The 18,981-nt window shown below is 47.2% G+C and carries 19 protein-coding genes and 4 tRNA genes; 3 read left to right on the top strand and 20 right to left on the bottom strand.

The features are described from left to right. Positions 1 to 32: 32 nt before the first annotated feature. The 16 genes from rplL to mnmG form a co-directional block, all read right to left on the bottom strand. Positions 33 to 410: a 50S ribosomal protein L7/L12 gene (gene rplL / locus ABD980_RS08910; protein ID WP_377536070.1), complete on the bottom strand. Its 378-nt coding sequence runs from the start codon at positions 408 to 410 to the stop codon at positions 33 to 35. A 79-nt stretch (positions 411 to 489) separates the two neighbouring features. Beyond that, complete coding sequence (gene rplJ / locus ABD980_RS08905; RefSeq protein ID WP_260650538.1) at positions 490 to 1,014, bottom strand: 50S ribosomal protein L10; 525 nt, start codon at positions 1,012 to 1,014, stop codon at positions 490 to 492. A 221-nt stretch (positions 1,015 to 1,235) separates the two neighbouring features. Continuing rightward, positions 1,236 to 1,931 (bottom strand): 50S ribosomal protein L1, encoded by a 696-nt coding sequence (rplA, locus tag ABD980_RS08900; RefSeq protein WP_260650537.1) that lies wholly within the window; start codon positions 1,929 to 1,931, stop codon positions 1,236 to 1,238. A 5-nt stretch (positions 1,932 to 1,936) separates the two neighbouring features. Then, positions 1,937 to 2,368: a 50S ribosomal protein L11 gene (gene rplK / locus ABD980_RS08895; RefSeq protein ID WP_260650536.1), complete on the bottom strand. Its 432-nt coding sequence runs from the start codon at positions 2,366 to 2,368 to the stop codon at positions 1,937 to 1,939. A gap of 59 nt (positions 2,369 to 2,427) precedes the next feature. After that, a complete protein-coding gene (gene nusG / locus ABD980_RS08890) occupies positions 2,428 to 2,961 on the bottom strand; it encodes a transcription termination/antitermination protein NusG (RefSeq protein ID WP_260650535.1) in 534 nt (177 codons plus the stop codon). Positions 2,962 to 2,970: 9 nt separating this feature from the next. Then, positions 2,971 to 3,351: a preprotein translocase subunit SecE gene (gene secE / locus ABD980_RS08885; protein WP_300648100.1), complete on the bottom strand. Its 381-nt coding sequence runs from the start codon at positions 3,349 to 3,351 to the stop codon at positions 2,971 to 2,973. Positions 3,352 to 3,394: 43 nt separating this feature from the next. Next, positions 3,395 to 3,470: transfer RNA gene (locus ABD980_RS08880), tRNA-Trp, on the bottom strand. 87 nt (positions 3,471 to 3,557) lie between these two features. Then, positions 3,558 to 4,748 (bottom strand): elongation factor Tu, encoded by a 1,191-nt coding sequence (tuf, locus tag ABD980_RS08875; RefSeq protein ID WP_345371096.1) that lies wholly within the window; start codon positions 4,746 to 4,748, stop codon positions 3,558 to 3,560. A gap of 49 nt (positions 4,749 to 4,797) precedes the next feature. Next, positions 4,798 to 4,872, bottom strand: a tRNA-Thr gene (locus ABD980_RS08870). Between the two features lie 19 nt (positions 4,873 to 4,891). After that, positions 4,892 to 4,965, bottom strand: a tRNA-Gly gene (locus tag ABD980_RS08865). Positions 4,966 to 5,020: 55 nt separating this feature from the next. Further along, a tRNA-Tyr gene (locus tag ABD980_RS08860) sits at positions 5,021 to 5,106 on the bottom strand. 180 nt (positions 5,107 to 5,286) lie between these two features. Then, the gene (locus ABD980_RS08855; RefSeq protein ID WP_345371094.1) at positions 5,287 to 6,603 is read right to left on the bottom strand and encodes a short-chain fatty acid transporter; all 1,317 of its coding nucleotides are present in this window, start codon (positions 6,601 to 6,603) and stop codon (positions 5,287 to 5,289) included. Positions 6,604 to 6,852: 249 nt separating this feature from the next. Further along, positions 6,853 to 7,779, bottom strand: a complete 927-nt coding sequence (locus ABD980_RS08850; RefSeq protein ID WP_260650530.1) for a ParB/RepB/Spo0J family partition protein — start codon at positions 7,777 to 7,779, stop codon at positions 6,853 to 6,855. 11 nt (positions 7,780 to 7,790) lie between these two features. Continuing rightward, positions 7,791 to 8,582, bottom strand: coding sequence for a ParA family protein (locus ABD980_RS08845; protein ID WP_345371091.1), 792 nt, complete (start codon positions 8,580 to 8,582; stop codon positions 7,791 to 7,793). Further along, complete coding sequence (gene rsmG, locus ABD980_RS08840; RefSeq protein WP_377536142.1) at positions 8,579 to 9,238, bottom strand: 16S rRNA (guanine(527)-N(7))-methyltransferase RsmG; 660 nt, start codon at positions 9,236 to 9,238, stop codon at positions 8,579 to 8,581. Before rsmG ends, ABD980_RS08845 begins: the two co-directional genes overlap by 4 nt. A 4-nt stretch (positions 9,239 to 9,242) precedes the next feature. Continuing rightward, the gene (gene mnmG, locus ABD980_RS08835; RefSeq protein ID WP_345371086.1) at positions 9,243 to 11,156 is read right to left on the bottom strand and encodes a tRNA uridine-5-carboxymethylaminomethyl(34) synthesis enzyme MnmG; all 1,914 of its coding nucleotides are present in this window, start codon (positions 11,154 to 11,156) and stop codon (positions 9,243 to 9,245) included. Positions 11,157 to 12,201: 1,045 nt separating this feature from the next. Here mnmG and asd point away from each other — a divergent pair. Further along, positions 12,202 to 13,044, top strand: coding sequence for an archaetidylserine decarboxylase (gene asd / locus ABD980_RS08830; RefSeq protein ID WP_345371084.1), 843 nt, complete (start codon positions 12,202 to 12,204; stop codon positions 13,042 to 13,044). Between the two features lie 106 nt (positions 13,045 to 13,150). Here the strand turns inward: asd and ABD980_RS08825 are convergent, their stop codons facing one another. Next, a complete protein-coding gene (locus ABD980_RS08825; RefSeq protein ID WP_345371082.1) occupies positions 13,151 to 15,433 on the bottom strand; it encodes a TonB-dependent siderophore receptor in 2,283 nt (760 codons plus the stop codon). 235 nt (positions 15,434 to 15,668) lie between these two features. Here ABD980_RS08825 and ABD980_RS08820 point away from each other — a divergent pair, with 235 nt between their 5' ends. Further along, positions 15,669 to 16,280 (top strand): nitroreductase family protein, encoded by a 612-nt coding sequence (locus ABD980_RS08820; RefSeq protein WP_377536143.1) that lies wholly within the window; start codon positions 15,669 to 15,671, stop codon positions 16,278 to 16,280. A gap of 255 nt (positions 16,281 to 16,535) precedes the next feature. Here ABD980_RS08820 and ABD980_RS08815 read toward each other — a convergent pair whose 3' ends face one another. Next, on the bottom strand, positions 16,536 to 17,756 hold the full coding sequence (locus tag ABD980_RS08815; protein ID WP_345371077.1) for an RNA-guided endonuclease InsQ/TnpB family protein: 1,221 nt from the start codon (positions 17,754 to 17,756) through the stop codon (positions 16,536 to 16,538). A gap of 21 nt (positions 17,757 to 17,777) precedes the next feature. Between ABD980_RS08815 and tnpA the strand changes: the two genes are divergently transcribed. Continuing rightward, complete coding sequence (tnpA, locus tag ABD980_RS08810) at positions 17,778 to 18,191, top strand: IS200/IS605 family transposase (RefSeq protein WP_345371075.1); 414 nt, start codon at positions 17,778 to 17,780, stop codon at positions 18,189 to 18,191. On the opposite strand, the gene ABD980_RS08805 is transcribed toward tnpA, so the two are convergent. After that, positions 18,188 to 18,706, bottom strand: a complete 519-nt coding sequence (locus tag ABD980_RS08805) for a substrate binding domain-containing protein (protein ID WP_345371073.1) — start codon at positions 18,704 to 18,706, stop codon at positions 18,188 to 18,190. The genes tnpA and ABD980_RS08805 overlap by 4 nt on opposite strands. Then, the gene (locus ABD980_RS08800) at positions 18,639 to 18,899 is read right to left on the bottom strand and encodes a helix-turn-helix domain-containing protein (protein ID WP_345371071.1); all 261 of its coding nucleotides are present in this window, start codon (positions 18,897 to 18,899) and stop codon (positions 18,639 to 18,641) included. The genes ABD980_RS08805 and ABD980_RS08800 overlap by 68 nt, the downstream gene beginning before the upstream one ends. Between the last annotated feature and the right edge of the window lie 82 nt (positions 18,900 to 18,981).

Genomic DNA, 18,981 nt, shown 5'->3' with positions numbered 1-18,981 from the left:
TATAAAGCACTTCCCGGGCACGCGAATCGAGATTATTTAAGCTCGACTTTAGCGCCAGCTTCTTCAAGCTTTTTCTTAGCTTCTTCAGCTTCGTCTTTGGAAACGCCTTCTTTAACGTCTTTAGGTGCACCGTCAACGAGGTCTTTAGCTTCTTTCAAGCCTAAGCCAGTGATTTCGCGAACAGCTTTAATTACGTTAACTTTCTTGTCACCAACTTCAGCTAGGTGAACGGTGAACTCGGTTTTCTCTTCAGCAGCAGCACCAGCAGCACCGCCAGCGGCAGGAGCAGCAACAGCAACAGCGGCAGCAGCAGCGGATACACCGAATTTCTCTTCCATTTCGGTGATTAGCTCGGATAGCTCTAGCACGGACATGCTAGCGATGGCTTCGAGGATTTGATCTTTAGTCATTTTCAAATTTCCAGAAAAAAAGTTTTATGCCAGGTTTGGGAATGGTACCCGATACAACGAGCATCCAATCAATTTGTAATTACGCGCTTTCTTTTTGATCGCGTACAGCGGCCAAGCCACGTACAAATTTAGTAGGAATTTCGTTAAGCGTACGCACAAATTGCGCGATAGGTGCTTGCATAGTGCCAAGCAATTTCGCCAATAGCTCGTCGCGAGAGGGCATGGATGCCAACGCTTTAACACCCGCTTCGTCAAGGATGCTATTAGGCATAGCACCGCCTTTAATGACTAGGCTTGGGTTGGTTTTAGCGAATTCAACCATGGTTTTCGCTGCTGCTACAGGGTCTTCACTGATGGCGTACATCAAAGGACCAACGAGTTGGTCAGATAGCCCATCAAAAGAAGTATCTGTAAGAGCACGACGTACTAACGTGTTTTTGAGAACACGTAGGTACACACCCGACTCACGCGCTTGTTTGCGCAATACGGTAACGGAGGCCACGTCCAAACCACGATATTCAGCGATAACGATCGATTGGGCGTTGGCGACTTGACCAGCAACCTCTTCGATAACTAGCGCTTTCTCTTGACGATTGAGACTCACGGTTGAACACTCCTTTCTTAGATGTAAGGGGTATTCCTTACATCAACCGAATGCGGCGCACCTGGTCGAAATTCTGGAAAGAAAATCTTCCTGGGCGCCGTCTACGCTGGATAAACCGATAAATCGATTTGATTAAGCTAAACGTATTAGCTCCAACGGTCTTTGACAGCAACAGCCCTAAAGCTGCAGCCCAAAGTAATTAATGATCTTTATAAGCCAAATTAGGCTTGTAAAGAAGCAACATCTACGCGTGCACCGCCACCCATGGTGGAGGACACAGCGATTTTACGCATGTAAACGCCTTTAGCAGCGGTAGGACGTGCTTTATTTAGAGCATCTACAAGTGCGAGCAAGTTCTGCTGTAGTTTTTCAACATCAAATGACGCACGGCCGATGGTAGCGTGAATAATACCTGCTTTGTCGGTACGATACTGTACCTGACCAGCTTTGGCATTATTGATCGCGGTAACCACATCTGGTGTCACCGTACCAACTTTAGGGTTAGGCATTAAGCCACGGGGGCCTAAGATCTGACCAAGAGTACCAACAATACGCATCGCATCGGGAGAAGCAATCACAACATCAAAATCCATTTGACCGGCTTTGATTTGCTCTGCTAGATCTTCCATGCCAACGATATCCGCACCGGCTGCACGCGCTTCTTCGGCTTTATCGCCTTGAGCAAAAACAGCCACACGTACAGATTTACCTGTACCAGCAGGCAATACCACGGAACCACGAACCAACTGGTCGGATTTACGGGGGTCGATACCTAGCTGAACAGCTACGTCGATGGATTCGTCGAATTTGGCTGTAGCGGTTTCTTTAACTAGGGTTAAAGCTTCCTCTACAGGGTAGAGTTTGTTGCGGTCGATTTTAGCGGCAATAGCTGCTGCGCGTTTGCTTAATTTAGCCATGACGATTAAACCCCCTCAACATTAATACCCATACTGCGAGCAGTACCAGCAATAGTGCGGACCGCTGCATCCATATCGGCGGCAGTTAGGTCGGGTTCTTTGGTTTTAGCGATTTCTTCGGCTTGAGCGCGCGTCAAAGTACCAACTTTGTCTAAGTTAGGACGAGCGGAACCGCTTTGAATACCTACGGCTTTCTTAATAAGAATCGTCGCAGGTGGGGTTTTCATGACAAAAGTAAAGCTCTTGTCAGCGTAAGCAGTAATCACAACAGGAATCGGCAAGCCTGGTTCCATGCCCTGTGTTTGGGCATTAAAGGCTTTACAGAATTCCATGATGTTTAGACCACGTTGACCCAATGCTGGACCAATAGGTGGGGAAGGGTTAGCTTTACCAGCTGGAACTTGCAGCTTGATAAAACCGACGATTTTCTTCGCCATGTTAATGACTCCTTGCGGGTAAGCGCCATCAGTAAAATGGCTCCCCGGGGGTTAATAAACTAGGTCTTTTCGACCTGATCAAAATCGAGTTCTACAGGGGTGGAACGGCCAAAAATAGTGACCGAAACACGCACCTTGGATTTTTCGTAGTTGACTTCTTCGACGTTGCCGTTGAAATCTGCAAATGGGCCTTCTTTAACACGCACCATTTCGCCAACTTCGAATAGAATTTTTGGACGGGGTTTCTCAGTGCCCTCTTCCATTTGGGAGAGGATTTCGTCGACCTCACGCTGAGAAATTGGTGTTGGACGATTCCCAGAACCACCCAAGAAACCAGTGACCCGATTTGTACTACGTACTAAGTGCCACGTTTCATCGGTTAAATCCATTTCAACCAAGACATAGCCAGGGAAAATACGACGTTGCGTGATGGATTTTTTACCGTTTTTAACTTCAATGACTTCTTCGGAAGGGATAAGGATCTGACCGAATGAGTCTTGGAGCTCGGCACGTTCAATGCGCTCGATTAAAGCCCTTTGCACGCTTTTTTCCATTCCGGAATAAACGTGTACGACATACCAGCGTTTGCTCATGTGTGCCCTTTATTTCCAGCCTAATAATAGGCCATAGATAACCCACTCTAGTCCCTTGTCGATAATCCACAACAGAACCGCCATAACAGAAACAAAAGCAAAGACAATTGCTGTCATTTGAGTGGTTTCTTTGCGGCTAGGCCAATGGACTCGCTTGACTTCGGTATAAGAGTCCTTAATATAGCCCACGGCACGTTTACCCGTATGTGAAGTCCAGACAATAAGGGCGGCAACAACCACAGATGCTAGAAACACAGCTACCCGGACAATCCCGGGTTGAGTTTCCAGCATGGAATAACCAACAATTCCAGCAGCAAGTACGGCAATCGCCAGACCCAATTTTATGCGGTCAGGGCCTCTGTTTACGGTTTCAACGTTGGTATTCGACATAATCCGACGATAGGACGTCACGAAAAGTGACGATTGACTGAAGTGGCAGGGGCAGAAGGAATCGAACCCTCAACCTTCGGTTTTGGAGACCGACGCTCTGCCAATTGAGCTATACCCCTAGACCTTAAAGCAGATGTAATAAGAACCACATCTACACATTAAGTGCAAAAAGGTATTGTATACCCTTTTGCACTATTTAGCAACTACTATTTGATGATTTTAGCTACCACACCAGCACCAACGGTACGGCCACCCTCGCGAATCGCGAAACGTAGACCCTCTTCCATGGCGATAGGAGCAATCAAAGAAACGTTCATCGCGACGTTATCGCCAGGTAGAACCATTTCCTTGTCTTCAGGTAGCTCAATAGTACCTGTCACGTCAGTCGTACGGAAGTAGAACTGAGGACGGTAGCCTTTAAAGAAAGGCGTGTGACGACCACCCTCTTCTTTGGACAGAATGTAAACCTCTGCCGCAAAGTCGGTGTGAGGCTTGATGGTGCCAGGCGCTGCCAAAACTTGACCACGCTCAACGTCTTCACGCTTGGTACCACGTAGCAAGACACCCACGTTATCACCCGCTTCACCCTGATCAAGCAGCTTGCGGAACATTTCCACACCAGTACATGTGGACTTAACGGTGTCACGGATACCGACAATCTCGATCTCCTCACCAACTTTAATGATACCGCGCTCAATACGACCGGTTACCACAGTACCACGGCCAGAAATCGAGAACACGTCTTCCACAGGCATCAAGAAAGAACCGTCTACTGCACGCTCAGGGGTAGGAATGTAGGTGTCGAGGGCTTTAGCTAGCTCAAGCACAGCCTGGTGACCCAAAGGACCCATGTCGCCCTCAAGAGCAAGCTTAGCGGAACCTTTGATGATGGGTGTGTCATCACCAGGGAAGTCGTAGCTAGAGAGCAGCTCGCGTACTTCCATTTCTACAAGCTCGAGCAACTCTTCGTCGTCGACCATGTCCGCTTTGTTCAAGAACACAACAATGTAAGGCACGCCAACCTGACGGCTTAACAAAATGTGCTCACGTGTCTGAGGCATAGGACCATCAGCAGCCGATACCACAAGAATCGCGCCGTCCATCTGCGCGGCACCCGTAATCATGTTTTTCACATAGTCAGCGTGACCAGGGCAGTCAACGTGAGCGTAGTGACGATCAGGGGTTTCGTACTCTACGTGAGAAGTCGAAATGGTGATACCGCGTGCTTTCTCTTCAGGAGCAGCGTCAATTTGTGCGTAGTCGCGTGCTTCGCCACCGTATTCTTTGGCTAGAACTGTACAAATTGCAGCGGTTAAAGTGGTTTTACCGTGGTCAACGTGACCAATGGTGCCGACGTTGACGTGCGGTTTAGTCCGTTCGAACTTGCCTTTAGCCATGGCAGACTCCTGAAGGGAATTAAACGTGATAAATGAAGATAAGAAGAGGTGGTGCCCATGGGCAGGATCGAACTGCCGACCTCTCCCTTACCAAGGGAGTGCTCTACCACTGAGCCACATGGGCGGTATTAATATATAGTTGATGGAGCGGGTGAAGGGAATCGAACCCTCGTCTTAAGCTTGGAAGGCTTCTGCTCTACCATTGAGCTACACCCGCAGGTGATTCAGATTCTTTCAACCCGAAATACAATAAGTGCAACTATATGAAAATCTGGTGGTGGGAGTAGGATTCGAACCTACGTAGGCGTAAGCCAACAGATTTACAGTCTGCCCCCGTTAGCCACTTGGGTATCCCACCATTTATATGGAAAATGTGATTATGCTTGAGCTAATTAGATAAGTCAAGCCCTTTTGAATTTTTATTTATTAAAAGATCCAAAGAATGTCATTATGACCCAACGAACCCTAAAGGTCAAGCATTAACCTCAAAAGACATAAAAGTCTTTTGAGGTTAAGTTAGGCGCACAAACACGCTAGTCTAAAAGAAAGTGAGCACTACCGAAATCAACAGCCCCGTTACAAACAGCTGGATTAAACAAAAACCCATGATGTCCTTAGCTTTCAAACCTGCTATCGCTAAGACAGGAAGCGCCCAAAATGGCTGCAGTAAATTTGTCCACGCATCCCCCCAAGCAACCGCCATCGCTACACGCGCTAGATCCACATCAAGCGACTGAGCGGCGGCAATCACAACAGAGCTTTGTACAGCCCACTGACCACCACCTGATGGAACAAACACATTTACTAAGCCCGCGCTTAAGAAAGTCCAAAACGGCAATGTGGTTTGAGTCGCAAAAGAAACCAACCAATCTGATAACGAGGCGGCTAAGCCCGACTGCACCATAATTGCCATAATACCGGCATAAAAAGGGAACTGAATTACAATTCCCGCCCCTCCCTTGATGGCCTCATCAAGCGCATTTAATAAGTTACGCGAGTTCCCATGTAACACAATAGCTAGGATTAAAAAGGTGAAGTTAATAACATTTAAGTTTAGTCCCGCGCCACGAATAATATAGTAATTAAACAGATACGTTAACCCAGCAAACCCTATCAACATAGCCAAAAGCCGGCTGTTTTCCAGACGTGCGGCTGGTCGTGTATCACGCTCAATCTCATAAGTAGTATGTGACTCATCCAACAGCTCTGGGTCAATATAAACACTGTTTTTTTCATCCGGCATCATCATCCGATTGACCAGCGGAACAACAATAAACATCCCGATGACGATGATAAGATTGAAGGTAGAAAAAATTGTCTCGCTGGTGGGGACTATGCCCATTTGCGCTTCATGAAAATGCCCTTGGGTAGCAATTGTCAAAGGAATAGACCCCGCTAGGCCGCCATGCCAGACAATAAACCCAGAATACGCACTGGCCACCAAAAGACGGTAGTCCACGCGAATTTTACGCGCCAGCTCTTTAGCAAACAGCGCACTGACTACCAAGCCAAATCCCCAGTTAATCCAATCTGCCGCTAAAGCCACCACTGTTACCATGATAATGGCCGCTCCTGAACTTTTGGGTACGGAGGCTAACGTAGATAGAATTTTACGTACAGCCGGTGTGCTGGCCAACATGTAACCAGCCACTAACACCAGTAGCATCTGCATCGTAAAACTGAGCAAACCCCAAAACCCATCGCCCCACATGGTAATCACTTCCATGGGCGTTTTTTGCTCGCCAAACCAAGCAGCTCCGCCTGCAATCAAAGTCAAAATAATGACAAAAATATAAGGATCAGGCAGATACCGTTCGACCAAGCGCACGGAAAAGTTGGTTATCGATTTAAACATACGTCTCCCCTTGAGAAAGCAAAGCATAAAAACTCAAACAAACAATCTGTTACATTTGCTGTGCTTTAAACACTACACCATGACATCCAAATGAAGGAAGTACTATAAAGAAACCGCGTCATCGACGCAGCTGGCATTTGCACTAGTACATGGTACGTTATTATTATGGTTACAGATATGATGGTGCAGCGCCACATTTGAATCCCCCCTAGCAAAAAACACTTATACTAGGGGAAAAAAATAGTGCTTCTATTCGCCGTCCTGAAATAAGCGGTCCAAGCCCTGCTTTTGCAGCAAATCTTGCAAATGATCCCAATCCTGGAAGGAAATCTGCAGATAGCCTTTATTTTTCGCATTCGCTTTAATCGTTACTGTCGTACCTAAATAGTCGGCAAGCGTGGTTTCAAAACGCTTAATATCTGCATTGACCGCCTTTTTGCGCGACGCAGCATTTTTTGATAGATCAAGCTCACCATTTACATATCTAGCAACCAGTTTTTCCGTCTCACGCACGGATAAACGTCGAGCCACAACCTCATTAGCAAGCAGGATCTGAGCAGCAGCATCCACGGCCAGTAAAGCACGCGCATGTCCCATATCAATATCACCTGCTACCAACATGGTTTGTACGGAATCCGCTAAATTTAATAAGCGTAATAAGTTACTTGTGGCGGAACGAGAGCGACCGATGGCTTGCGCAGCTTGTTCATGGGTATAACTGAACTCTTCAATTAAGCGTTTTACCCCTTGCGCCTCCTCAAGTGGATTTAAATCCTCGCGTTGCATGTTTTCGATCAAAGCCATGATCGCTGCATTCTTATCTTCGATCTCTCGCACCAAAGCTGGGATCGTCTTTAGACCAGCAAGGGCGGCGGCTCTATAGCGCCTTTCTCCAGCCACTATTTCGTACTTAACCGGAGCGGCGGCCTTAATTGGACGAACCAAAATGGGCTGCATTAACCCCTGACTTTTAATGGAGTCAGCCAACTCATTTAGTGCCCCCTCATCCATCAACGTACGTGGCTGATACTTTCCGGCTTGTATTTGCTTCAAGGGAATAGATTGAATACCCTCAATTGCTTCGGGACGTTTACCTAGCTCATCAATCGCTGCAGCATCTGCTCCCAATAAAGCATCTAGCCCTCTACCCAATCCTTTAGGCTTTCTCGTTGCCATAGTCTTTCCTTTTACTTCTCTGCAGACTTAAGTCTCTGAATTAACTCTTTGCCAAAATCCATGTATGCTTTTGCACCACGAGAGCTCTTATCATAGATCACCCCAGGCATCCCATGACTAGGGGCTTCGGCTAAGCGCACATTACGAGGGATCTTCGTTTGGAACACTTTATCTCCGAAGTGCATTTCAATTTGCTCGGACACTTGACGCTGCAATGTGATACGCCCATCAAACATGACACGCAACAAGCCTATCAATTCCAAGCCTGGGTTAATGTTACGATAAACACGCTTAATTGTATTGACTAAGTCAGACAACCCCTCTAATGCAAAATACTCACACTGCATAGGAATAATCACCCCATGCGCAGCAGCTAAACCATTTAAGGTCAATAAAGAGAGCGTCGGAGGACAGTCAATAAGTACAAAATCATAATGGGTTTTACAATGCTCTAGCGCTTTTTTTAATTGCAGCTCTCGCTTATCGATTTGTACTAAATCAATCTCTGCACCAGATAACTCTCTATTTGCTGCTAACACATCATAATTGCCTGCATCTGACCGGTATTTACTTTGATCGATCGTACTTGCCCCGATCAGCACCTGATAGACACTAAGATCCAGATCGTTCTTATCCACTCCGCTGCCCATTGTGGCATTCCCTTGAGGATCTAAATCGATTAGCAAAACTTTTTGTTTTAGTGAGCTAAGCGCTGCTGCTAAATTAACTGTTGTTGTGGTTTTGCCTACCCCCCCCTTTTGGTTCGCCACACAAAACACATAGCTTTGTTTTTTTTTGCTCATGCCATATCCTTATGTAAATAGACCAAACAGCGCTCCGCATTTAATTCAGGTACTATTAACGGCTCTATATGTTGCACCCGCCATAATGTTCTAGACTCCAGCTCCTGAATCTCCTCAGCAGGATGCTTCGCCTTCATAGCAATGATTTGCCCTTGCGGCCCCACATGGCGCTCAGATAAATTAACAAAATCCACCAAAGAGGCAAAAGCACGTGAGATAACCACATCAGCTTGGAATGGCTCGGCTTGCTCTATACGCACATGATGTGCTGACAAGTTAGACAAACCTAAAACCGCTGACATTTGCCGCACAAATGCCATTTTCTTTTCTACAGCATCCACGCAATGTATGTTCCACGTGGAACACGCAGCAGCCAACACCACCCCAGGCAAGCCCCCACCTGAGCCCACATCTACAATAGTTAAGCGCCCTTCCTTTTGCTCCGCAATATATTGCATCGCAGGGACTACGGCTAGACTATCGAACACATGCTGCACTAGCATGAGATTAGGATCACGTAAAGCCGTTAGGTTATACGTGCGATTCCAACGTTGCATTTGCTGTAAGTATTTTAATAAAATTTGGACCTGCTGCTCTTGCAGGTCCAAACCTAAATCCGCAGCCGCTTGAAGCAGTCGCTGCCTAAAGCCATCCATCACTTTATTTTCCTTTAGAGGACATTCGTTTAATATAGACCAATAATAAAGAAATAGCGGCCGGAGTAACCCCCGAAATGCGTCCCGCTTGCCCTACAGTCTCTGGAGCTGCTGTTTGCAACTTTGCCACTACCTCGTTTGATAGCCCTGAAATCTTACTATAGTCTATATCTACTGGAATTTTCGTTTCTTCTAAAGCTGCCTGCTTAGAAACCTCGACTTGTTGGCGTGCCACATACCCGGCGTACTTCACCTCAATTTCAACCTGATCTGTAATACGGCTCTCCAGCCCTAGATCTACCAAAACCGACTCTTTTGTTTCTGCTTTAACCAGGTCAAAAAGCTTGCTGTAGGTCATTTCTGGACGTTTAAGCAAATCATGCAAAGAATACTCACGTTCGATCGTACGCCCTAACACCTGCTCTTGTGTTTCACGTGAAACAAGACGAGGGTTAATCCATGTGGATTTCAATCGCTCTATCTCCGCTTCAACCACGTCACGCTTACGGCAGTAAAAATCCCAGCGCTCATCATTAACCACCCCTAAGCGGCGGCCGATTTCCGTTAATCGTACGTCTGCATTATCCTCACGTAAAGACAAACGATATTCAGCACGAGACGTAAACATGCGATACGGCTCTGTTACCCCTCGTGTGATTAGATCATCGACCAACACTCCAAGATACGCTTCATTACGTTTCGGGTACCACAATTCCTGCTCTCGAATTTGTAACACTGCGTTAATTCCCGCAAGCAATCCTTGGGCCCCAGCTTCTTCGTATCCTGTCGTGCCATTAATCTGCCCTGCAAAAAACAGGCCTTGGATTGCTTTGGTTTCCAAGGTAGGTTTTAATGATCTCGGATCAAAATAATCATATTCAATCGCATAGCCGGGTCGCATAATACGTGCGTTCTCTAAACCCGGTAGGCTATGCACAATACCGATTTGAATATCATAAGGTAAGCTTGTAGAAATCCCATTCGGATAGATCTCAGTAGAAGTCAACCCTTCGGGCTCTAAAAACACCTGATGGCTCGCCTTATCAGCAAAACGGTGAATTTTATCCTCGATGGAAGGACAGTAGCGTGGCCCCACCCCTTCGATAGTACCCTCTTCACTGTACATGGGAGAGCGATCTAAGCCTGAACGGATAATGTCATGGGTCCTAGCGTTGGTATGAGTGATCCAACAGGGGAGCTGGCGTGGGTGCATAGCCGCGTTGCCCATATAGGAAAATACAGGAATCGGGTCTGTGTCTCCATGCTGCTCTTCTAATTGACTGAAATCAATCGTATTAGCATCAATTCTAGGTGGAGTTCCGGTTTTTAAGCGGCCTTGAGGCAAAGCAAGATCTTTTAAACGCTCAGCTAAAGTAATAGAAGGAGGATCTCCTGCGCGACCACCAGAATAGTTATCTAGCCCAACATGAATGCGCCCATTAAGAAAAGTACCAACAGTTAATACGACTGCTTTCGCTTTAAAACGTAGACCAATTTGAGTAATAACCCCCTCAACCCGGTCGCCTACTAGTATTAAATCATCTACAGCCTGTTGAAAAACGGTTAGATTGGGCTGATTCTGTACAATTTGACGTATTGCAGCACGGTATAGGGAGCGATCCGCCTGTGCACGCGTTGCACGTACTGCGGGACCTTTTGATCGATTCAAAATCCGAAACTGAATTCCAGCTTGATCTGTGGCTAAAGCCATCGCCCCACCCAAAGCATCAATTTCTTTTACCAAATGCCCTTTACCAATCCCACCTATGGAAGGGTTGCATGACATTTGTCCTAAGGTATCAATGTTATGAGTTAAAAGTAGCGTAGATACGCCAGCACGAGCAGCAGCCAAAGCGGCCTCTGTTCCCGCATGCCCACCACCTACCACAATTACATCAAAAGCATCAGTGTAGTTCATTGTAGAAATGAAAAAAATCAAAAGATCTATTATAGTGCGCGCTGCTAGTAAATTCCGCTTAATTTTTTAAAAAAATCAGTACGTTAGCATTTTAAAACTGACCACAACCCCCTGTGGATAAGTTTGTGGACTACTAATTTTTACACATAGCGTACAGAGGCAAACATAACAAAAAACAAGTTAACTACTTGAAAATAAAAGAAAATACTATTGGCACAAATAAAGTAGCACAAAGAGGTGTTGTGGATAAGTTGTTTTTCGATATGGCATGACTGAAGGAAAAAACCAAGGATTTAACTGTTCGATTAACGCAGCGAACACCGACAAAGTGTAGGTATTGTGCCGTAGTCTCCCCCTTTCTGTCAAAGGTCAAATCTATGTGATTACTCAAACAAATCAACAAAACCTTGGTTTTGTTATGCAGAATAGGATGTTTGTTCGAATGTTTGATGTAATTTGTTTTGCGATTGCGCAGGTTTGCAACTTTCCTCTATCTCTTAATCATATAATAAGTATATATATTAATGGTGGTTATTATAGGAGCCTGTGGATAAGTGGAATAAGTAAATAAAACTAAATAAAATCAATAGGATAGCTGCATAAAATACCTTTGGATAACCTTGTGGATTGAAGTGGATAGTTTGTGGACAAAAAAGTAACTTGTGAAAAACAGAAGACTTATCCAGAAACTATTAACAGGTTATCCACAGCATGTCACCTAGAGGTTATCCACAGGCTTTATTGCTGTTTTTTTTGATGTGGGTTAAAGTCGACAAAATCTTGTTTTGTTTATTTTTTTCATTATTTTTTGTAATTTGTTCTTATATCTTATTGATTTTTATCTATTTTCTTGTGATAGGTTTTTCTTATTGTTGTGCTAGGCAGGCTGTTTTGTTACTTAAGTGATAAGACGTTTTGTTATAGCGGCAAGGTGACAGTTTTAGGTAAGGGTGTCACAATGCTTCTTTCTTTATGGTTTTGCTACTCAAGGTTTGGTCGGGTTTGCTGTGGTAGCGAAAATGCATTTATTACTTAGAACTGTAATATGTCAGATCAATTATTTCTGCTTTTTCAGCGTTTATTGCCTAAGAAGCAATTAACAGAGCTTTTAGGTAAGTTAGCTAATGTTAAAGGAGGGCGCTTAACCACCTCTTTTATTAGGTGTTTTATTAAGCGTTATGGTGTGAATATGCAAGAGGCGGTGCAAGAAGATCCCGCCTTTTATGAGACGTTTAATGCATTTTTTACACGAGAAATCAAAAAAGAACTACGGCCTTTTGCTGATAGTGATTTGATTAGCCCAGTGGATGGCGCGATTAGTCAGTTAGGAAAAATAAATGTCGATCAGATTTTTCAAGCAAAAGGAAAATCTTTTACGACAACGGCTTTGCTTGGTGGGGATAGCATCTTGGCAGAGCAGTTTCATCATGGGCGCTTTGCTACATTGTATTTAAGTCCTAAGGACTACCATCGTATTCATATGCCTTGTGGCGGAAAACTCAAAAAAATGATTTATGTGCCGGGAGACTTGTACTCAGTCAACCCGTTAACAGCACGTTCTATTGATCGGCTGTTTGCACGTAATGAGCGGGTAGTGTGCGTGTTTGAGGGCGCTGCCGGGTTGTTTGCTATGGTCTTAGTTGGGGCAACGGTAGTAGGTAGTATTAAAACCCGCTGGCATGGAGTAGTGAACAGCCCTCGACCGATTGGGTTACAAACATGGCAATATAACGGTGATTACTATTTAGAAAAAGGTGACGAGATGGGGCAGTTTTTATTGGGGTCTACGGTAGTTTTAGTGTATCCAGATGTGGGTTATGAGTTCGAGCCGGACTGGCAGCCTGGGCGCCCCATAACTATGGGCGAGGCAATGGCGCGCCGTGTCTGAGTGTCTTTGATCGGTGACATATAAAACGCTCCAGGGCAATCCTCTGGAGCGTTTTTTTGTATGGTGGAATTGAAATTTCTTACTCGTAACAGCTTTAACTCATGCTTTAAAAGCGAGCTTGTGCTTGGATAAAGAAGCTACGGCCAGGCTCGTTGTAGGTATGAGCGCCAGCGCCGGCAAGCATATTGGGGTTGCCGGGGTTGGTATTCACGCCAGAAGCATTCCCCCGGCGGAAAAGACGTTTATCAAAAAGGTTATCTACCCCAGCGCTAATAGAAAAGCGCTTGTTGATCATGTATTTGGTGCTAAGCCCTACCAAGGCGTATGGGGATAGCGTGTCCGCCGCGGAGCCGGTTACCGGCTTGCCTTGATAATCGTATTTTTGCGGGGTTTGTTTGCCATACCATGTCAACTGCCCTAACACTGACCATTTTGGTGTGATTTGCCAGTCTAGGCTGCTGTTGATTGTATATTTAGGGATCACAGAGAGGTAATCACCCGTTTGTTTGTTTTTGGACTCGATCATATAGGTAAAGTTGGTGCGCCACCAAACTTGGTCGTCATAAAAAGGGATACTTAGGTTTCCCTCTAAGCCTTGAACGACCGCCTTGGGCACGTTGTGCCATTGGTAAACATCGGCAGTGACGGTATTGGCGCCAATTTGGCTTTGATGCTGATAAAGTGTGGTGGAGCCAGCTTCAACTTTATTTTTGTAATCGTTGCGAAAGTAGGTCAACGAGGCTAACAGCCCACTATCTGCGGCGTATTCTAAGCCTAATTCTTTGTTGATACTGTGCTCGGCTTTTAAGTCGGAGTTACCCATTAAGAAGCAACCACCACCAGAGCCGCCACCAGCGCATCCGAGCCCTCGGCTATAGAGTGTGTAGCCATCGTTATTTTGGTAGAGATTAGGCGCTTTGTAGGCGCGAGCGATACCGGCTTTAACAGTCCAGTTATCATGAATTTGCTGCGAGAGGTTAAGCGAGGGGCTAAAGCTACTGCCATGTTTGCTGTGGTAGTCAAACCGTAGCCCAGGGATAAGGGTAGTGCTATCGGTGACGTACATATTGTTTTCAGCAAAGATCGAGTATATGTTGGCTTGGTTTTTGCTTTGGTAAGCGCTTGGGGATTGAATGTTGTTTGTGACTTTTAGGTTAGAGGCTTGGTCTTGTAGGCGTTGGTTTACCCACTCTGCCCCTATCGTTAAGACCTGAGGGGTTTGAAAAGCATTGAGTTCAGTAGTGAGCTCGGTGTGTGCGGTAAAGGTTTTTAAATCGATATTGGCTGGGGTGCCTGTGTCAAATAAGCCTTCTGTTCCCCCGGCGAGGCCTTCGCTTAGGCGTGTGTTGCGCGTGTTTTCATATTGAATATAGCTTAGGGTGTTGGTGTCATCTGTCCAGTCCCCACGGTGGGTTAACGCGTAGTTCTGACGATACATACGGTTGGTTTCTGAGCCGAGGTGACTGGCGACCAGGTTTTTGCCAGGGCGCTGCTCGGTGCCGCGGTCGTGATTCGTGTTTTGCGTGTCGCCGGTATAAATATTGCCTTGGCGGCTATAAGCAGCCTCTAGATCAAAGCGGTGACTGGCATTGAGCTGCCAGCTGAGTAGGCCGTTAATGTCTTTGTTGCGCACCCCTTCGCGACCGGCAGCGTAGCTGCCAGCATTGGTACCAATACGTGGGCTAGACGCATGGTTTTTGTTGATATCAAATGCATCAGAGTCGGTTTTATTTAGATTGCCATAGAGCCTAAACCCGAGCTGCTCGGAGATGGGGCCGCTTAGGTTAAAGCCGATGCGCTTGCTGCCGCCCTCGTCGCTATGTTGTGGTTTTTTGTAATAAACCGTTGTGGAGCCACTGAGTTGCTCGGCGACGGGTTTAGTGATGATATTCACTACACCTCCAGCAGCTCCATTACCATAGCGAGCCGCTGCTGGGCCACGCAATACCTCAATCCGTTCTACAGACTCAGCAGGTACCCAGTTGGTATCGCCTCGGGTATCGCGCTCTCCGCGCCAGCCGTAACGCACTGCATTACGAGAGGACACGGGTTTGCCGTCAATAAGAATCAGAGTGTTTTCTGGCCCCATGCCACGGATATCGATCTGACGGTTATTGCCGCGTTGTCCGCTGGTGGAGTTGCCCGTGAGGTTGATACCGGGTTGTTTGCGGATGATTTCGGATAGGTCATTCGCTGGTGGCATTTTGCTTAAGTCTTCGGCATCGATAATAGAAGCGCCAAGGGCTTGTTTGAGCTCGGTTTCTGCACTAACGGTAACGGTACTGAGCTCTGTAACAGGCGTGGTTTGAGCAAAAGTCGTTTGCCACGCCGCTAATAAACAAAGAGTAAGTAAAGAGGGTTGTAGTGGGCGAGATAGGGAGGGCCGCATGCACACACCATGTAAATAATTGTTAAAAAAGACTGATAATGAGAATAATTCTTTTTTAGATTTAGGTAAAGCATAGTGGAAAAGAAAGAAAAAAGCGTTGTAATTTTGCAGAGAGCTAACGGAGAGAGCTTTGTTGTCGCATTGGGAATTCTGTGTTGATGCTAGTCTAATATTTAAAGAAACCGTTTATGATGGATAGGTTATTTAAAATAAATGAAAGGAAATCGGTATGACAATGTCAGTAAAACAAGCACTTGAGCAGCGTACAGCGGTTAATTTTTTTGATGCTTCAAAAGCTTTGACAGATGATCAAATTACAGAGTTAGTGCGTTTGGCTACGCTGGCTCCAACAGCGTTTAATCTACAAAACTGGCATTTTGTTGCGGTGAAAAGCGAATCCGCAAAACAAAAGCTGCATGCTGCGGCGTATGGGCAGCAAAAAGTTCTGGATGCAGCGATGACATTTATTGTTTGTGGTGAGCTTGAGTCCCACCAAAAATTTGACCGCGTGGTTAAAACATTGATTGAACAAGGTGGGGTCAGCGAGGCGGATGCTGCTGTTTGGAAAGCTAAGGTGATAGCCACCCATGAGAATAATGCAGAGGTGCAACGTGCTGAAGCCTTTCGCTCTGCCTCATTAGCGGCGATGGCCTTGATGCTCGCTGCGGAAGAGCAGGGCTTGGCGACGGGACCGATGAGTGGTTTTGATCCGGCAGCGGTGAGTGCCGCTTTTGAGTTGCCTGTTACGCGTATTCCTGTGATATTGGTTGCTGTTGGTTATGCGGCAGAAGGCAATTATCCGCAAAAACCACGTTTAGCGGTCACCGAAGTTTTGGATATTTGTTAAAACCAGGTACATTAGATTTGATTAATATAAGCTCCCTAAAAGAAATAGGGGGCTTTTTTTATATGTTTCCCGTGAAACAACTCGATAATAGGAAGCTAGATGTCTAGGGTTTGAAATTTTTGTTTGATAAAGTCAATAAATACACGTAGAGCTGATGTCATTTGTTGACGGGAAGCATAAATTGCATGTATCCCTAAGGTGGGTAAGTCCCATTGACATCCTCCCCGGCCTGAAGGCCGGAGATTCCTACGGCGCTCAGGCGCGGCATTGAGCCGCCCCTGAGTCGCTTCGGTGGGTTCCTGCTGCTGGCGGCATTACCGCGCCGCTCACTTCACAGGCTAACCGGGCGTGCCCCGCCCTTAGAACATTGATGGCGCCGACGACATCGGCGTTTTCCTCGAAACCGCACTCGACGCACGCGAACCGTGCTTGTGTTTGCCGGTTGTCTGCGCTGACGTGGCCGCAGCACGGGCAGGTGCGACTTGTGTTCTGCGGCGGCACGGCAACCAGCCAGCCGCCGTTCCACGCCAGCTTGTAGTCCAGTTGGCGGCGGAACTCGAACCAGCCCTGATCGAGGATGGACTTGTTCAAGCCGGATTTGGCCCGAACGTTTCTGCCCGGAGCATCTGCCGTGCCTGCCGCCGACTTGGACATGTTCCGCACCTGCAAGTCCTCGATACACACCATCGCGTGGTTTTTGCTGATCGCGGTCGAGACCTTGTGCAAGTAGTCGCGTCGGGCATTGCCGATACGGGAATGAATACGCTGGACGCGGGCTTTCGCCTTCTTCCAGTTGTTGCTGAACTTGGTCTTGCGGCTCATCGCCTGCTGCGCTTTGCGCAAGGCTGTTTCATGGCGCTTGAAGCTGCTTAACGGCGCATAGAACGTGCCGTCCGAGAGCGTGGCGAAGCGGGCAATACCCATGTCGATGCCGACAGCGCCGCCTTGCGGGATGGGCTGCCCCACTTCCCGCTCGGTCTGGATGCTCACATACCACTTGCCGCAGGACTGGCTCACGGTGACATTCTTCACCGCGCCGAGCACGTCTCGGCTGTTGCGGTAACGCAGCCAGCCGAGTTTGGGCAGGAACAGACGGCTGTTGGCCTGATCGAGCTTGATCTGTTTCGGATCGGGGTAGCGGAAGCTGTCGCCTTGCCCCTTCTTCTTGAAGCGCGGGAAGTCGGCCCGCTTGGCGAAGAAGTTGGCGTAGGCCCGCTCCAAATCTTTGAGGGTTTGTTGCAGCGGATGAACTGGCGCATCGCTCAGCCACGCTGTTTCCGCACTGTTGCGCCACTCGGTGAGCAGTTTGCACAACCCAGCATAGCCGAGCTTCTTCTCGCCCTGCTCGTAGCGCTCCTTCTGCAACGCCAGCGCCTTGTTGAATACGAACCGGCACGAGCCAGCGAAGCGGCGCATTTGCCGCTCCTGATGGCTCTTTGGCCTAAGCTCGAACTTGTAGGCTTGAAGGCGTTGCATGGCTCAATTATAGTTTGGTCTATGAGCAATGACAACGATATTCGGCATGGTCGGCACTGCGTTTTCAAGATGCACGTCCATTTGGTCTTTGTGGCGAAGTATCGCCGTAATGTGTTCGACCGCGACGCCATCAACCGGCTGCGGACGATCTTTGCCAAGGTCTGCGCCGACTTTGAGGCGCAGCTCATTGAGATGGACGGCGAGGATGATCATGTTCACCTGTTGGTGGAGTACCCGCCCAAAGTGGCTGTCTCCAATCTGGTCAACAGCCTCAAGGGCGTTTCCAGCCGTCTGCTACGCAAGGAACGACCCGACATCCAGAAGCGCTACTGGAAGGGCGCGCTGTGGTCGCCGTCCTACTTCGCCTCATCCTGTGGCGGTGCGCCAATCTCCATCGTGCGCCAGTACATCGAGCAGCAGCAGACACCCCATTAACCCAAGGACGGCTGCGCCGTCCGCGCTATCCTTCCCCGCCCTGAACGGCGGGGCTTGCCGCGCACCTGGTCAATTAAAGGTTGGGCGCTGTAGCGAGGTTGTTGGCTAATACCAGCGCCATTTAGGCTGGCAAATAATAAGACATTGGCCTCGTTTGAAGTAATTGAACCCTTCACGGGGATTTTGTATTGCTGTTGATTTTTGGATAAAAGCCAATGGGTGGTACCAAAGTAGCTGTAGCTTAAACAGTTGTGTTGCTTGAGCGCAGAGGGGTGGGTAATGGCAGGATTTTTATTCAGATAAGAGGGGGCGGCACACAATATCGAGTGACATTGTTCTAAACGAATTGCGATTTGATTAGGGTCTAAATCATTGCTAATCCGTAATGCCACATCAACTCCTTCTTCTATTAGGTTAACCGTTTTGTTGTCGGCTAAGAGCTCTATCCTAACTTGGGGGTAGAGTTGTACAAATTCGCTGGTAAGCAGACTCAGTACAGACTGTGCCAAGGACACACTGCAGGCCACGCGTAGTGTGCCTTTTGGGGTATGTGGTGCGGTGTAGCAAGCGCGTTCCTACCCATTCTTCTAGTGCTTTTAAATGGCGTGAAACCATCGCTCTAGACATGTCTAAATGTTCGGCGGCAGCTGTTTGGCTTTGACGCTCTACAACTTCAATAAAAACTTTGGCGGCAGTAATTCTATCCATGATTTGCTCAGTATGTGCAACAAACTAATGTGAAATAGCTTGTTTTTCTTTATGGGGTAGGAACGTATTCTAAAGCTTGGAC

It is taken from the genome of Paenalcaligenes hermetiae (assembly GCF_039543645.1).
Taxonomy (GTDB): Bacteria; Pseudomonadota; Gammaproteobacteria; order Burkholderiales; family Burkholderiaceae_B; genus Paenalcaligenes; species Paenalcaligenes hermetiae.
Note: the sequence above shows the minus strand (reverse complement) of the source record. Positions and strands in the feature narration are given on the sequence as shown.